Origin of the sequence: Methylobacterium sp. 13MFTsu3.1M2, from assembly GCF_900112625.1 — a bacterium.
Lineage (GTDB): Bacteria > Pseudomonadota > Alphaproteobacteria > Rhizobiales > Beijerinckiaceae > Methylobacterium.
The window spans coordinates 1-15,049 of the sequence record NZ_FOMM01000018.1 but is presented as its reverse complement, the minus strand read 5'-3'; the positions used below and the strand labels follow the sequence as shown (position 1 = coordinate 15,049).

Here is a 15,049-nt window from a genome sequence, read left to right as displayed (position 1 = left end):
GGGAGCGGTCCGCTGTCTCAGTCGGGGATATCGCCCTGCCCGCGCGCGACCACGGCGAACAGGTCGCCGAGGGCCGCGAGGCTCGCGGCCTGGAGCTGGGCCGCCGGCACCACGGCGCCGTCCGGCCCGGGCAGGTCCCGCGTCGCCGTGGCGGCCGCCACGACGGTGGGGCGGAATCCGAGGTTGAAGGCGCTCCGGGCGGTGGAGTTGACGCACATATGCGTCATGAAGCCCGCCAGGACGACGTCCTTCACGCCGGCCTGCTCGAGCCGCGCCTGGAGGTCGGTGCCCACGAAGGAACTCGGATAGGCCTTGGTGATCACCGGCTCGTCGCCCTGCGGCGCCACCTCCGGGCTGATCTGGCCGATCGGGGCGGTCACGTCGTAGGGCGAGCCCGGCCCGGCATCGTGGCGGACATGGATCACCGGGATCCCGGCCTCGCGCGCCCGTCGCAGGAGCGCCGCCGCCTCTTGGAGCGCGGGCTCGACGCCGTCGAGCTGCATCACGCCCTCCCGGTAGGTCTGCTGCAGGTCGATCATCACGAGCGCCGAGCCCCTGAGCGGGGCCGGCGCGGGGCTCAGGCCGGACAGGCCGCGCAGGGTTGCCGGATCGGACATCGGCGGTTCCTCCCATCGGGCCGCGTCGGAGGCGGCTCTCTGAGTCCGGGACGCTACGACGGCGCGGCCCGGTCGCGCCAGTGTGCAAAGGTGCAAGGCTCGTGCGCCGGGGCCGGATGTTCCCCCAGGAAGGTTGGCCGCGCGGATTGATCCTACCCCGCGCGTCGCTACATGCGCGGCGTGACCGTCCCGCCCCTGCGCCTCGGCGCGCTGCTCCTCGCCCTCGCCTGCGCGCAGCCGGCCGCGGCCGCCCCGTCCGAGGGGGCGACCGAGACCGTCGAGCAGGCCCTGTGCCGCCTCATCGACGACTCGGCCAAGGCCCGCGGCCTGCCGGTGCCGTTCCTGACGCGCCTGATCTGGCGCGAGAGCAGTTTTCGCGTCGGGGTGGTGAGTCCGGCCGGCGCGCAGGGCGTCGCGCAGTTCATGCCCGGGACCGCCCGGGAGCGCGGCCTCCTCGACCCGTTCGATCCCGAGCAGGCGATCCCGCACGCGGCCCACCTGCTCGCCGACCTGAGGACCCAGTTCGGCAATCTGGGCCTCGCCGCCGCGGCCTATAACGGCGGCGCCGCGCGGGTGAGCAAGTGGCTCGCCGGCGACGGCGGCCTGCCCGCCGAGACGCGGGCCTACGTGGCCAACATCACGGGCCAGCCGGTGGACGACTGGCGGACCGGCCCCGGCAAGGCGATCGAGTTCCCGGAGGGCGGCGCGCCCGCCAAGTCCGACGGCAAGTCCGAGAGCAAGTCCGAGGCGAAGGGTCAGAAGGACGCGACGGACCAGGAGGCCAAGGGGGAGGCCAAGAGGGAGACCAAGCCGGAAGCGCCGCAGACCTGCCTGCAGGTCACCGCCAGCCTGCGCGTCCCGTCGCGCGGCGACCGCTTCGCCCTCGGCCTCAACGAGGGGCCGGCCGCCCCCTGGGGCATCCAGCTCGCCGGCAACTTCTCCAAGGCTCTGGCGCTGCAGAGCTTCAACCGCGCGCGGAGCGCCTACGCGGGGGTGATCGGCGAGGTGCGGCCGATGATCATCGGCACGCGCCTGCGCAACCGCGGGACCCGCGCCTTCTACCGGATCCGCATCCCGGCTCAGAGCCGGCAGGCGGCCGACGACCTGTGCGGCCGCATCCGCAAGGTCGGCGGCGCCTGCTTCGTGCTGCGGACCTGATTTTTCGTGATCCGCCCCGAGAGCGTCATCAATCCGCCCCGAGGGCGGTGCGGTATGGCCCGGTCGGGACAACCGGATGGGATATGACACGTCTCCTCACCGCGCTCGCTAGCCTCCTCTGCCTCGGGCTCGCCGCGTTCGGCTTCACCGCTGCCTCGCCGCTCGCGCTGTTCGACGCGATCGGCCCGCGCGATCCGGGGGGGCGGCTCGCCGCGAAGGACCAGCCCTTCGGCGAGGGTCCGCGGCGGCGGCTCGACGTCTACGTTCCCACCGCGGGCGCCGAGAACGCGCCGGTCCTGGTGTTCTTCTACGGCGGCTCCTGGCAGAGCGGCGCCAAGGACGACTACGCCTTCGTCGGGCACGCCCTCGCGGCGCAGGGCTTCGTCACGGTGCTGCCCGATTACCGGCTCTACCCGGAGGCGCCGTTCCCCGGCTTCCTCGAGGACGGCGCCGAGGCCATCGCGTGGGTGCGCGACAACATCGCCGGATACGGCGGCGACCCGCGCCGCATCGTGCTCGCCGGCCACTCGGCGGGCGCCTACAACGCCGTGATGCTCGGCCTCGACCCGCGCTACGTGATCGCCGCCGGGGTCGATCCCAAGGCGATCAAGGCCGTCGCCGGCCTGTCCGGCCCCTACGACTTCCTGCCGTTCGACCAGGACACCACCGTCAAGGTGTTCGGCAAGGCGCCCGATCCGGAGGCCACGCAGCCCGTCGCCTTCGTGGGCCCTCTCTCGCCCCCCGCCTTCCTGGCGACCGGCGACGCCGACACCGTGGTGAAGCCGCGGCACACGGTCAGCCTCGCCGCCAAGCTGCGGGCCGAGCACGTCCCGGTCCAGGAGCGGCTCTACCCGGGCCTCGACCACAAAGACACGCTGCTGGCGCTGTCCGTCACCTTCCGCTCGAAGGCGCCGGAACTGGCCGAGATGGCGTCCTTCCTGATGCGGCAATCCGCCGGCCGCTCGCAGTACACGATGCGGCGCTGACCCCGCCTGGATCGCGTCAAGGTTATCGCGCGATCGCGGGGTGCAACATCTGATTTTCCATCGCCCCGCACCTGCGGGCCGCTAGAATGGTCTCGGCCGCGCGGCGCGGCCTCGCGGTGGGACGGCATGGCTTCTGCGGACGCGGCGATCGGGATCCCGGCCGACGGGCGGCAGCGCGGCGTCGCGGGCCGCGACGTGCCGGACGTTCTGCGCGTCCTCCTGAACGGGGCCGTCTTCGTCCTGCTCTGGAACCACGTCTGGCTGAAGGACCTGTCCGACCGGTCGATGCTCGCGGCCTCCGAGGACGGCAGCCTGCTGACGCAGATCCTGTTCCTCAGCGCCGGCGCCGCCATGGCGGCGGCAATCCACCGGATCGGCGTGCGCCACCTCCGCCCCCTGGTGACCCGCCCCCTCGTCCTCTGCGCCCTCTGGCTCGGGGCGACGGCGCTGCTCTCTGTCGAGCCGAGCCTGTCGCTGCGGCGGCTCGCGCTCTTCGCCATCGCGGCGATGCTCTCGGCGGGCGTGCTGATCGTGGCCCGCTCGCCTCGCCAACTGGCGCTGACCATGGCCGGGTCCGCCCTGGTCATCGTGCTCGCCTCCTACCTCGCGGTCGCCTTCGTGCCGAACCTCGCGATCCACTCGGCCTTCGACGTCAATTCCGATCCGAGCCATCCGGGCCTATGGCGCGGGATCTTCCCGCAGAAGAACGAGGCCGGCGCCGCCATGGTGATCCTGGTGATCGTGGGCCTCTACGTCGCCAGGGTGGCGAGCCGCGTCCTCGGCTGGGCGATCGTGCTCCTGGCGGCCGGGTTCCTGGTGGCGAGCGGCTCCAAGACCGCGATCCTGCTCCTGCCGGTGATCCTCGCCGTGACCGGCCTGTGCCAGGTCCTGACCGGCGGGTTCCTGCGCCGCCTGCTGCTCCTCGGCCCGGTGATCGGGTTCTCGCTGATCTCGATCGGCTCGGTGCTGGCGCCGCCGATCCAGGAGGCGGTGGGGTCGCTGCTCACCGACGCGACCTTCACGGGCCGCAGCGAGATCTGGCAGTTCGCCATCGACAACATCATGATCCGGCCCTGGCGCGGCTGGGGGATCGGCGCCTTCTGGATGACTGAGCGGACCATGTATGCCGGCTCCGAGGCGCTGACCTGGGTCAACACCGTCGACCACGCCCACAACGCCTATCTCGACACCGCGCTGATCGGCGGCCTGCCGTTCCTCGCCCTGACCGTGGTGGCCTTCGTGCTCGCCCCGGTGCGCGACCTGCAGCGCGTGGCCGGCGGGACGCGCCTCGACGCGGAGACCATGCTGTTCCTGAGGCTGTGGTTCCTCGGGCTGGTCTCGGCCTCCTTCGAGACGGTGCTCTACAACGGCAACAACGCCACCTGCTGCATGTTCATGATGGCGGTGTTCGGCCTGCGCCTGCGCACCCGCTACGCCGTCGCGGCGGGCTGAAGCGACACGGGCGCCCGGACATCACGCGCCGGCCGCGGAAGGCCGCGCGTCGTGAGCGTACCCGTCCCGGCCTGTCTCCTCGAACGTTTCCGGCCACCGTCCGCGAGGCTTCTGTCCGGTAGCGGACGGCAACAACTTGTCCGGGAATTTGTTGGTCGGTATTCGCGCGGAGATTCTGCATGCCTGGCAGGGCTCGTTTCGCTTGGACCGACGTGACGTTCGCGCTGGGCGCGAGTGCCCTGTGCGCGCTGTCCCTCTTCGTGGCCCACTAGCCACGGGGCCGCGCCGGGGCGTCCCGTCCCGCCGCAGCGTCGAGAGTCCGGCGCGCCGCGACATTCGTCCGCGCTGTGGGCCGGCCGCGGTCAATCGGGCAGTGCGAAGACCAGCAGCGCGTCGCCGGTGCCGAAGCCCGACGCCCTGGTGAACGAGGCGCCGCCCGCCGCCACCGCGACGTACTGCTTGCCGTCCAGCGCGTAGGTCATCGCCGGCCCGCTGATGCCGGCCCCGCACTGGAAGCGCCAGAGAATCCGGCCATCCCGCGCGTCGTGGGCGTCGAGATGGCCGTCCTCCTCGCCCGAGAAGACGAGCCCGCCGGCGGTCGCCAGGGTGCCCCCGGAGAGGCGGCTCGCGCCGCGCACCGACCACGCGATCCGGCCGCCGTCCGCGAGATCGACGGCCGTGAGCGTGCTGAAGGACGGCTCGCCCCTGGCCTCCCCGGTCTCCGTGTAGCGGATCTCCGGACGCCCCGCGGCGGCCGGCACGGTCTTCACCGTGTAGGTCGTCGCTCCGTGGCGGACCTGCACGTAGGCGCGCGTCCCGTCATAGGCGGTGGGCGGCCACGAGACCGCGCCGAGCGGGCCGGGCGCCACCACGGTGCCCTGCGGGGTCGGCGGCGCGAACAGGTTCTTCTGCTCGATCAGCGGGGCCGAGCGCGCGAGCAGCTTCCCCGTGGCGCGGTCGTGGACGTAGATCCAGCCGGTCTTGCTCGCCGAGGCCACCGCCCTGGCGCCGCCCGGCATGTCCAGCAGGAAGGGCGGCGCGGCGACGTCGTAGCCCCACTCGTCGTGCGGCACCTGCTGGTAGTACCAGCGCAGCTTCCCGGTCTTCACGTCGAGGGCGACGAGGCACATCGTGTAGAGATTGTCCCCCGGGCGCGACAGGCCGAAATTCTGCGGCGCCGGGTTGCCGGTGCCGAGGAAGATCAGGCCGAGATCGGGGTCGTAGGCGGGCGTCATCCAGAGGGAGCCGCCGCCCACCCGCCAGGCGTCGCGGTTGGCGGGCGCCGCCGCCTGCTCGGCGGCGATGTCGCGGTGGAGCGGCGTGCCGTCGGCGGTCTTCTCCACGAAGCCGCCCTCCCAGCCCTCCGAGGGCGTCACGTACCAGCGCCATCGTTCCTCGCCGGTCCTCGCGTCGTAGGCCGCGAGCCAGCCGCGCCGCCCGTATCCGCCCTCGATGCCGACCACCGAGCCGCCGTCGAGGCCGCCCGCCTCGTCCTCGATGTGGAGGCCGTAGCCGGCGCCGGTGACGCCGACGATGACGAGCCCGTCGGCGACGAGCGGCGGCATCTTGAAGCCGAGGCGGCTCGAACCCTGGACGGGCTTGCCGCCGAGGGTCGCGGCGAGGCCCGAGGCGGTCTCGGTCTCGCCCTCCTCCGGGCGCACCGCCTCCTTCTCCCAGACGATCCGGCCGGTCCTGGCGTCCAGGGCGATCAGCTGCCCGTCCATGGTCGCCTCGAAGACGAGGCCCCCCGACACCGCGACCCCGCGGTTGGAGGGCGGGCCGAAGATCTTCTCGGTGCGCGGCTTGTGGGTGTAGGTCCAGAGGGGCTTGCCGGTCTTCGCGTCGAGGGCGGCGACGTTGTTCTGCGTCGTGGAGACGTAGAGGGTGCCGTCCACCATCACCGGCTGGGCCTGGAAGTAGCCGGTGACCCCGGTCTGGAAGATCCAGGCGGGACGCAGCCGGCCGACCGTGTCGCGGTTGATCTGGGTCAGCTCGGAGAAGTTGCGGTTGCTCGGGTCGTGTCCGAAGGCCGGCCAGGGCGTCTCGGCGGCCGAGGCCGTACCGAGGGAGGCGGTTCCGGCAAGGCAGGCCAGCAGGGCGGCCCCGATCCATCGCGACAAAGCTGTGCTCCCGTGTGCGGCGCCCGTCGCGCCCGAACAGGTCTTCTCGCGACGCGGCCTCACGCCTGCCGCCGGGGCGCCCCGTCGAGCTGCGCCGGCGTCGCCTGGGCGCCCATCGCCCGGGCCATGTCGGCGGCGCTCTGGCCGGAGGCGTCGCGGCGATCCGGGTCGGCGCCGTGCCGCAGGAGCAGGTCGACCATCTCGGTGCGGTCGAACATGGCGGCGGTCATCAGCGCCGTGCGGGTGCCGTCGCCGGTCCCGTCCACCGCGGCCCCGTGCCGGAGCAGGAGCTGCGCGACGGCGAGGTCGTTCTTGAAGGCCGCGCCGGCGAGCGGCGTCTGGCCGCGGTCGTTGGCGAGTTCCGGGTCGCCGCCGGCCTCCAGGATCACCCGGGCGGCCTCCGCCTGACCGTTATAGGCGGCGAGCATCAGCAGGCTGTCGCCCTTGTCGTTGCGCAGGTTCGCCGGCAGCCCCTGCCCGAACAGGTCGGCGAGCTCCTCGGCGTGGCCCATCCGCGCGTACTGGAAGACCCGGCCCGCGAAGGCCAGGGTCTCGTCGTCGAGGGTCGGGGGCGGGTTCGTCTCTGAGGCCATCGCGTGCTCGTCACTCATCGCGGCTGATCTGGGCCGCTGCGGCATCGACGTCCAGCGGCCGGGGGAACAGTTTCGTCGCCCGGCTCGTTCCAGCCGCCTATCCGGGCCAGGCCCGGCGTCTCCGGAGCGCGACGATGCCCCGACCGTTTGAGCCCTACGCCGACGCGCTGCGCACCGCCCGCGAGATCGTGCGCGAGCAGGCGGGGACCGTCGTTGAGGCGGCGGTCCGCGCGGATTCCCACGCCTACGACGAGGCCTGCCACGTCCTCGTGGTCCGGATCGCGCAGGCCATCGTCGATGCCGGCGAGGCCGGGTCGGGACACGGCCTCGGCCGCGGCAGCGAGGCCGCCTGAGGTCCCGGCGGCCGGGTCAGCCCCGCCGTCGCCCACCGCCGCCCTTGTATTTGGGCTTCTGACCGCCGAGCCCCTGCGTCGAGCGCGGCTTCGGCCGCTCCTGCCAGACCGGCGCCGCGCCGCCCACCGGCAGCTCCCGGTCCGTCCCCGGGCCCATATTGTCGAGGTCGGGCCTGGCGATGCGGCTGCCCCCGCGCGGCGGCTTCCGGCCGAACTTGCCGGCCTCGCGCTCCACGTCGCCCTGTCGGGCCATCGGGTCGTCCGAGACCAGCAGCTCGGTCGCCTGGAGCCGCTTCAGCTCGTCGCGCAGCCGCGCCGCCTCCTCGAAGTCGAGGTCGGCGGCGGCCGCCCGCATGCGCTTCTCGAGGTCCGCCATCACGGCCTTGAGATTGTGGCCGACCGTGATGGCGTCCTTGGCGAGCCCGGTATCGACCTGCACGTGGTCGCGCTCGAACACGCTGCTCAGGATGTCGGCGATGCCGCGCTTCACGCTCTGCGGCGTGATCCCGTGCTCGGCGTTGTAGGCGAGCTGCTTGGCGCGGCGGCGCTCGGTTTCGGCCATCGCCCGCTCCATCGAGCCGGTGATATTGTCCGCGTAGAGGATGCAGCGCGCGTCGGCGTTGCGGGCGGCGCGGCCGATCGTCTGGATCAGCGAGGTCTCCGAGCGGAGGAAGCCCTCCTTGTCGGCGTCGAGGATCGCCACCAGGGCGCATTCCGGGATGTCGAGGCCCTCGCGCAGCAGGTTGATGCCGATCAGGACGTCGAAGGCCCCGAGCCGCAGGTCGCGGATGATCTCGATCCGCTCCAGCGTGTCGATGTCGGAGTGCATGTAGCGCACCCGCACGCTGTTCTCGTGCAGGTACTCGGTGAGGTCCTCGGCCATGCGCTTGGTCAGCGTGGTCACGAGGGTCCGGTAGCCGGCCTGCGCCACCTCCCGGACCTCGCCCAGCAGGTCGTCCACCTGGCTGCGGGCGGGGCGCACCTCGATCACCGGGTCGACCAGGCCGGTCGGGCGGATGACCTGCTCGGCGAAGACGCCGCCGGTCTGCTCCATCTCCCACTTGCCGGGCGTCGCCGAGACGTGGACCGTCATCGGCCGCATCGCGTCCCACTCCTCGAAGCGCAGCGGTCGGTTGTCGAGGCAGGAGGGCAGCCGGAAGCCGTACTCCGCGAGCGTCGCCTTTCGGCGGAAGTCGCCCCGGTACATGCCGCCGATCTGCGGCACGGTGACGTGGCTCTCGTCGGTGAAGACCAGGGCGTTGTCGGGCAGGTACTCGAACAGGGTCGGCGGCGGCTCGCCCGGCTTCCGGCCGGTGAGGTAGCGCGAGTAGTTCTCGATGCCGTTGCAGGCGCCGGTCGCCTCGATCATCTCGATGTCGAAGGTGCAGCGCTGGTCGATCCGCTGCGCCTCGATCAGCCGGCCCATCTTGGTCAGCTCCTCGATCCGGCCCTTCAGCTCGTGCTTGATGCCCTTGATCGCCTGCTGCAGCGTCGGGCGCGGCGTGACGTAGTGCGAGTTGGCGTAGACCTTCACGAATTTCAGCTCGGAGATCGTCTTGCCGGTGAGCGGGTCGAACTCGACGATGCTCTCGACCTCGTCGCCGAACAGGCCGATCCGCCAGCCGCGATCCTCCAGGTGGGCCGGCCAAAGCTCGATCGAGTCGCCCCGCACCCGGAAGGTGCCGCGGGCGAAGTCGGACTGGATCCGCTTGTACTGCAGGGCCACGAGGTCGGCGATGAGCTGGCGCTGCTCGATCCGCTCCCCGAGCGAGACCGTGAACGACATCGCCGTGTAGGTCTCGACCGAGCCGATGCCGTAGATGCACGAGACCGAGGCGACGATGATGACGTCGTCCCGCTCCAGCAGGGCGCGGGTCGCGGCGTGGCGCATCCGGTCGATCTGCTCGTTGATCGAGGATTCTTTCTCGATGAACGTGTCGGAGCGCGGGACATAGGCCTCGGGCTGGTAGTAGTCGTAGTAGGAGACGAAGTACTCGACCGCGTTGTCGGGGAAAAAAGCCTTGAACTCCCCGTAGAGCTGCGCGGCCAGCGTCTTGTTGGGCGCGAGGATCAGCGCCGGGCGCTGCGTCTCCTCGATGATCTTGGCCATCGTGAAGGTCTTGCCCGAGCCGGTGACGCCGAGCAGCACCTGGTCGCGCTCCAGCGCCTGCACGCCGCCGACGAGCTCGGCGATCGCCCGGGGCTGGTCGCCGGCCGGCGTGAATTCCGACTTGAGCGTGAACCGGACGCCGCCCTCGGATTTCTGCGGCCGCTCCGGCCGGTGGGGCGTCCAGGTCTTGCCGTCCTTGAACAGCGGGTTGCCCTCGGTGAGCAGCCGCTCCAGCGCGCTCACCGTCGCCGAGGCGCCGCCGTCGCCGCCGGGATCCGGCAGGTCGGCGCCCTCCGGCGCGGGGCCGTCCTCGGGCGGCGTCAGGCCGAGCGCCTGCGCCAGACGGGGGTCGACATCGGCCGCGTCGCCGATCGCGTAGCCGGCCTGGGGGGCCTCCGCGAAGCCGTCGCGGGCGATCTCGGCCCTCCGGGTGGCGGCCGCGGGCACCCCGTCCTTCGGGTTGCCCTTCCTGCCCCCCGCCTTGCGGCCCGGCCGTGCCGGCGCCTCGGGGGGCGGCTCGACGGTGGCCGGACGGTTCCGGTTGAGCGCCGGGTTCAGAAGCTCCGCCAGATAGGTGTCCAGGGGCTTCAGCTCGGGCTTCGACGCCTTGGCGGACGTGGCCGTCACGGAGGCGGCGCGCGGTTTCTTCGGTGCGGGCATGAGAACAATATGGGCCCGGATCGCGCTCCGAGAAACCCTGCGCGGGTGCGGTTTGACGGCTTTCGTCCGCCGCCGGCCATGCCGAGGACCGGCCGCGGAGCGCCGTGGCGTTCCACTAAAGACGGTGTGGCGAATACAACCGATAGGTAGAATTCACCCGGGGGCGAACTCGACCGCGGTCCCGGATGCTGAGAAGATCGGCAGGCGCGCGCGGAAATCGGCTTGCGGTGGGCCGACCCCGTCGATACTTTGCGGTGCAAAGTGGGGTGTGCGGCATGCTGCGGCCGGGGGCTTGAGGCACATGCAGGACCTGGACAAGGCGCTGGCCGACATCGTGGCCATCCGCTCGCAGATCGCCCGCGACACGGCGTTCCGCGGCTTGGGCGCGGCGACGGTCGCCGGGACCGGCGGCCTCGCGCTCGCCTGCGCGGCGGGGCAGGCGCTGTGGCTCGGCGATCCCGCGGCGCGGCCGGGCCTGTTCTTCGGCCTCTGGATCGCGGCGGCCCTCGCGGCCTTCGCGATGATCGGCGTCGAGGCGGTCCGGCGCAGCCGGCGCCTGCATTCCGGCCTCGCCGACGCGATGGTGTGGAACGCCATCGAGGTGTTCCTGCCGGCCGCGGGCGCGGGGGCCTGCCTCGCCCTGGTCATCGCCCGCTTCGCCCCCGGCGAGGTCTGGATGCTGCCGGGTCTCTGGCAGGTGCTGGTCGGCCTCGGCCTGTTCGCCTCGGCGCGGATCCTGCCCCGGGCGGTTCAGGGCGTCGGGGCTTGGTACCTGCTCGCCGGGCTCGCCGTGCTGGCGGTCTCGGCCGAGACGCGGGCCCTGTCGCCCTGGACGATGGGCCTGCCCTTCCTGTTCGGCCAGGCGTGGCTGGCCGGGATCATCCATCACGGGGCCCGGGCCTTCGATGACGACCGCTGACCGTTCCGAGGGGCGCTTCTCCTACGAGGGGCTCGACAGGATCATCCACGAGCGGGCGCGCCTGAGCGTGCTGACATCCCTGGTGGCGCACCCGAAGGGGCTGCCCTTCCCGGATCTCAAGCGGCTGTGCGGGCTGACCGACGGCAATCTCAGCCGCCACCTGGCCGTTCTGAGCGAGGCGGATCTGGTGAGCCTCGAGAAGCGCTTCGCGCAGAACCGGTCGCAGACGATCTGCCGCCTCACGGCGGTTGGGCGTCGGCGCTTCATCGGCTATCTCGGCGTGCTGGAGCAGGTGGTGCGGGACGCCGCGGAGGCGGCCGAGCGCGGCCCCGAATCCGGTGTCCGCGGCCTCGATCCGGCCACGAAAACGGCGTGAGACCGCCCGTCCCGCCGGGAATGTTAATCCCGTTTCGATAGACCTCTACGCCACGCCCATGCCGGGAGACTTTACGATGCAAAGCGAAGCGGTGCCGGGAGCCCTGCACGCCGCGATCATCATGGACGGCAACGGGCGCTGGGCGACGCAGCGCGGCCTGCCGCGGCTGGCCGGCCACCACCGGGGCGTCGAGGCGATCCGCCGCACCGCCGAGGCGTGCCCGGATCACGGCATCGGCACGCTCACGCTGTACGCCTTCTCGGCGGACAACTGGCAGCGGCCGGCCGAGGAAGTCGGCGGCCTGATGCGGCTCCTGCGCTCGTACCTGCGCAACGAGACCCAGCGCCTCGCCCGCACCGGCACCCGTCTCAGCGTCGTCGGTCGGCGCGACCGTCTGCCCGACGGCATCCCACAGGCGATCGCGGCCGCCGAAGCCGCCACGGCGGCGGGGACCCGGCTGCATCTGCGGATCTGCGTCGACTACTCGGCCCGCGACGCGATCATCGCGGCGGCGCAGCGCCTCGCCGGCGAGGAGCCGACGCGCGAGAGCTTCGGCAAGCTGGTGGCCGGTCCGATGCACGGCTCGCCGGTGGATGTCGACCTGCTGATCCGCACCGGCGGCGAGCGCCGCCTCTCCGACTTCATGCTGTGGGAGGCGGCCTACGCCGAGCTGCTGTTCACCGAGCGGATGTGGCCCGATTTCGGACCCGACGACCTCGCCGAGGCCGTGGACGAGTTCGGCCGCCGGGAGCGCCGATTCGGCGGCCTGAAGGCGCCGGCCGTCCCGGCCGCCGCCTGAGGCCGCTTGACGCGCGCGCGCCGGCGCGCAGAGGGTCGGCGGCATGACCGAGACCCTCGCCCATCGCCGCGTCCTCCTCGTCATCGGCGGCGGCATCGCGGCCTACAAGGCCCTCGACCTGATCCGGCGGCTGCGCGAGCGGGGCGCCAGCGTCTGCCCAGTCCTGACCGCGGGGGCCCAGGAATTCGTGACGCCGCTGGCGGCGGCCGCGCTCGCGGGTGAGCGGGCGCATACCGACCTGTTCGACCGGGCCTCCGAGGCCGAGATCGGCCACATCAAGCTCGCCCGGCAGGCGGACGCCGTCGTGGTGGCGCCCGCGACCGCCAACCTGATGGCCCGCATGGCCGGCGGTCACGCGGCCGACCTCGCGACCACGATCCTGCTGGCCACGACCCTGCCGATCCTGATCGCGCCGGCCATGAACGTCCAGATGTGGGCGCACCCCGCCACCCGCCGGAACCGCGCGGTCCTGGAGGGCGACGGCGTCCGGATCGTCGGGCCGAATGCCGGCCGGATGGCCGAGCCCGAATCCGGGCCCGGCCGGATGGCCGAGCCCAACGAGATCGCCGACGCGCTGGAGCGGATGCTCGGCACCCCGAGCGGGGACAGGCCCCTGGCCGGCCGGCGCGTGCTCGTGACCTCGGGCCCCACCCACGAGCCGATCGACCCCGTCCGCTACATCGCCAACCGCTCCTCGGGCCGCCAGGGCCACGCCATCGCGGCCGCCGCCGCCGCGGCCGGCGCCGCCGTGACCCTGGTCTCCGGGCCGGTGGCGCTCCCCGACCCGCCGGGCGTCGCCGTCGTGCGGGTCGAGACCGCCCGGCAGATGCTGGCCGCCGTCGAGGCGGCGCTGCCGGCCGACATCGCGGTCTTCGCCGCCGCGGTCGCCGACTGGCGCCCGGAGCAGGAGGCGGGCAGCAAGAAGATCAAGAAGGACGGCACCGGGCCGGCGCCGATGCCGCTGGTCGAGAACCCCGACATCCTCGCCACGATCGCGCGCCGGCCGGCCGGGCGCCCGCCCCTCGTGGTCGGATTCGCGGCCGAGACAGACACGGTGGTCGAGCACGCCCGGGCGAAGATCGCCCGGAAGGGCTGCGACCTCATCGTGGCCAACGACGTGTCGGCCGAGGGCGGCGTCATGGGCGGCGTCGACAACGCGGTGCACCTGATCCGGCGGGACGGCGCCGTGGACACCTGGCCGCGCCTCGGCAAGGACGAGGTCGCCCGGCGGCTCGTCGCCCATTTCGCCGCGCTTCTGGCCGGCTGACGCGGCGCCTCCCGAGAGCGACGCGGGGCCCCTCGGACGGCGCGCCGTTCCGGGCGTCAACGTCGTTGCGCACAGGTAAATGGAAGTTTTTTTGCGCCCTATCCGCGCCTGATCAAGTGGTGACCAAAAATATCCGCGCGGATGTCCGGTCATTATCGGGACGTATTAAGGCATGATAGTGCGCAAGGTAGCGGTTGAAGGCAGGCGGGTGCCTGTGCCCGCTCTCGTTGTCACGGTTGTGCGGGGAAAAACTTGCTATGATCTGGTATGCCCGGCCGATCGGGCGACCGGAGCCGAGGCACGATGCGCGTAGGGGCCCTGTCCATCCGGACGACCATGAGCCTCGTCCTCGTCGTCATGGCGACGATCATGCTCGGCTTCGCGACGGGCACCGTGCGGGAGGCGCGGCAGCACGCCGCCGAGGCCGAGCGGGTCATCGCGCTGGTGCGGGCGAGCCGCGCCCTCCTCCAGACGCTGAACGTGACCCGGTTCGAGCGGGGCGCGACGCTGCAGTTCCTCGCCGCCGCCGAGCCCGTCGAGGCCGAGACCCGCGCGTCGCTCTACGCCGACCGGCAGCGGGCCATCGCGGGGCTCGCCGCGGCCCGGCCGCTCCTCGACGGTCTGGAAATGCCCGCCGTGGCGGCGACCCTCGGCCGGCTGCACGAGGCGAGCGGCCGCCTCGATCGCCTCCGGCCGCGGGTCGACGCCGCCCTGGACGTGCCGGGCGCGCGTCGCGACGGCGCGGTGACGGCGGAGGCCAGGGCCGCCCTCCAGGCCATGCTCGATGCCCTGATCGCCACGAGCGACGCCGTGGACGCCGCGATCCCGCTGTCCGACGGGCTCCTCCGGCGCGACCTCGCCCTGAAGCGGGCGGCGTGGGCGACGCGCATGGCCAACGGCGCCGTCGCGCTGCGCGTGCAGACATCCCTGGCGGCCGGGGCGTCCTGGTCGCTGGACGAGACCGTCGCGGCCGCCGAGGAGCGGGGACGGCTCGACGCGGCCTGGAACGCGGCGATCGAGGCCGCGGCCGAGGCGTCCGGGACGGTCCAGGCCGCGTTCCGGCGAGCCCGGGAGAACAATTTCGAGGGCGCCCCCCTCGCCCGCCGGCGCGCCGTGGCGCAGGCCCTGGCTCGCGGCGCGCCGCCGGGCCTGACGCTCGCCCAGGCGCGCAAGCTCGACACGCCCGAGCAGGTGACCCTCGTCGACCTCGCCTTCGTCTGCCTCGACGAGATGGTCGCGCGGGCCGAGGCCCTGTCGGGGGCGGCGCGGAGCACCCTGTGGCGCGACGGGGCGGCCCTGGTCGCGACCCTGCTGCTCGTCGCCCTCGGGCTGCTCGCCCTGTTCTGCGGCGTGCTCCGGCCGATCCGGCGGATCACCGCGGCCATGGAGGCCCTCGCGGCCGGGGATTCCGCCGTTGCCGTCCCGGGCCTCCGGCGGCGCAACGAGATCGGCGCCATGGCCCGCGCCGTGCAGGTGTTCAAGGACAACCTGATCCGCACTCGGCAGCTCGAGGCCGAGGCCGAGGCGGCCCGGCAGGACGCGGCGCGTCAGCGCGGCCTCGCGATGCGGCAGGTCGCCGACCGGTTCGCCGACGCCGTCGGCGGGATCGTCGCGCAGGTCTCGACCGCGGCGGCCGGCC

The 15,049-nt window shown here is 72.9% G+C and carries 13 protein-coding genes; 9 read left to right on the top strand and 4 right to left on the bottom strand.

Translation table 11 applies throughout. From position 1 onward, the window contains the following. Nucleotides 1-17: 17 nt before the first annotated feature. Nucleotides 18-617 (bottom strand): cysteine hydrolase family protein, encoded by a 600-nt coding sequence (locus BM314_RS18410; RefSeq protein ID WP_091979430.1) that lies wholly within the window; start codon nt 615-617, stop codon nt 18-20. A 171-nt stretch (nt 618-788) separates the two neighbouring features. Here BM314_RS18410 and BM314_RS18405 point away from each other — a divergent pair, with 171 nt between their 5' ends. The 3 genes from BM314_RS18405 to BM314_RS18395 all read left to right on the top strand — a co-directional run bounded on the left by BM314_RS18405 (nt 789) and on the right by BM314_RS18395 (nt 4,213). Then, entirely contained in the window at nt 789-1,775 is a 987-nt protein-coding gene (locus BM314_RS18405) for a lytic transglycosylase domain-containing protein (protein ID WP_091979428.1), read from the top strand. A gap of 83 nt (nt 1,776-1,858) precedes the next feature. Then, nucleotides 1,859-2,761, top strand: a complete 903-nt coding sequence (locus tag BM314_RS18400) for an alpha/beta hydrolase (protein ID WP_091979427.1) — start codon at nt 1,859-1,861, stop codon at nt 2,759-2,761. Nucleotides 2,762-2,887: 126 nt separating this feature from the next. Then, nucleotides 2,888-4,213 (top strand): O-antigen ligase family protein, encoded by a 1,326-nt coding sequence (locus BM314_RS18395; protein ID WP_091979425.1) that lies wholly within the window; start codon nt 2,888-2,890, stop codon nt 4,211-4,213. Between the two features lie 362 nt (nt 4,214-4,575). Here BM314_RS18395 and BM314_RS18390 read toward each other — a convergent pair whose 3' ends face one another. Next, nucleotides 4,576-6,309 carry a pyrroloquinoline quinone-dependent dehydrogenase gene (locus BM314_RS18390; RefSeq protein WP_244539978.1) on the bottom strand — a complete coding sequence of 578 codons (1,734 nt, stop codon included), beginning with the start codon at nt 6,307-6,309 and terminating at the stop codon, nt 4,576-4,578. Nucleotides 6,310-6,392: 83 nt separating this feature from the next. Beyond that, nucleotides 6,393-6,926 (bottom strand): ankyrin repeat domain-containing protein, encoded by a 534-nt coding sequence (locus BM314_RS18385; protein ID WP_091979421.1) that lies wholly within the window; start codon nt 6,924-6,926, stop codon nt 6,393-6,395. A gap of 134 nt (nt 6,927-7,060) precedes the next feature. On the opposite strand from BM314_RS18385, the gene BM314_RS18380 reads away from it, so the two are divergent. Then, a complete protein-coding gene (locus tag BM314_RS18380) occupies nt 7,061-7,279 on the top strand; it encodes a hypothetical protein (protein WP_042674712.1) in 219 nt (72 codons plus the stop codon). A 16-nt stretch (nt 7,280-7,295) separates the two neighbouring features. Here the strand turns inward: BM314_RS18380 and uvrB are convergent, their stop codons facing one another. Next, nucleotides 7,296-10,049, bottom strand: a complete 2,754-nt coding sequence (gene uvrB, locus BM314_RS18375; protein ID WP_091979419.1) for an excinuclease ABC subunit UvrB — start codon at nt 10,047-10,049, stop codon at nt 7,296-7,298. A 301-nt stretch (nt 10,050-10,350) separates the two neighbouring features. Between uvrB and BM314_RS18370 the strand changes: the two genes are divergently transcribed. The 5 genes from BM314_RS18370 to BM314_RS18350 all read left to right on the top strand — a co-directional run. Further along, nucleotides 10,351-10,968: a hypothetical protein gene (locus tag BM314_RS18370; protein ID WP_020093612.1), complete on the top strand. Its 618-nt coding sequence runs from the start codon at nt 10,351-10,353 to the stop codon at nt 10,966-10,968. Next, nucleotides 10,955-11,344, top strand: a complete 390-nt coding sequence (locus tag BM314_RS18365) for a transcriptional regulator (RefSeq protein WP_020093611.1) — start codon at nt 10,955-10,957, stop codon at nt 11,342-11,344. Before BM314_RS18370 ends, BM314_RS18365 begins: the two co-directional genes overlap by 14 nt. A 76-nt stretch (nt 11,345-11,420) precedes the next feature. After that, nucleotides 11,421-12,143, top strand: a complete 723-nt coding sequence (locus BM314_RS18360; RefSeq protein WP_091979417.1) for a di-trans,poly-cis-decaprenylcistransferase — start codon at nt 11,421-11,423, stop codon at nt 12,141-12,143. A gap of 43 nt (nt 12,144-12,186) precedes the next feature. Further along, entirely contained in the window at nt 12,187-13,410 is a 1,224-nt protein-coding gene (coaBC, locus tag BM314_RS18355) for a bifunctional phosphopantothenoylcysteine decarboxylase/phosphopantothenate--cysteine ligase CoaBC (protein ID WP_091979415.1), read from the top strand. Nucleotides 13,411-13,713: 303 nt separating this feature from the next. Next, a partial coding sequence (locus BM314_RS18350; RefSeq protein ID WP_139237841.1) for a HAMP domain-containing protein occupies nt 13,714-15,049 on the top strand: 1,336 nt, incomplete at its 3' end.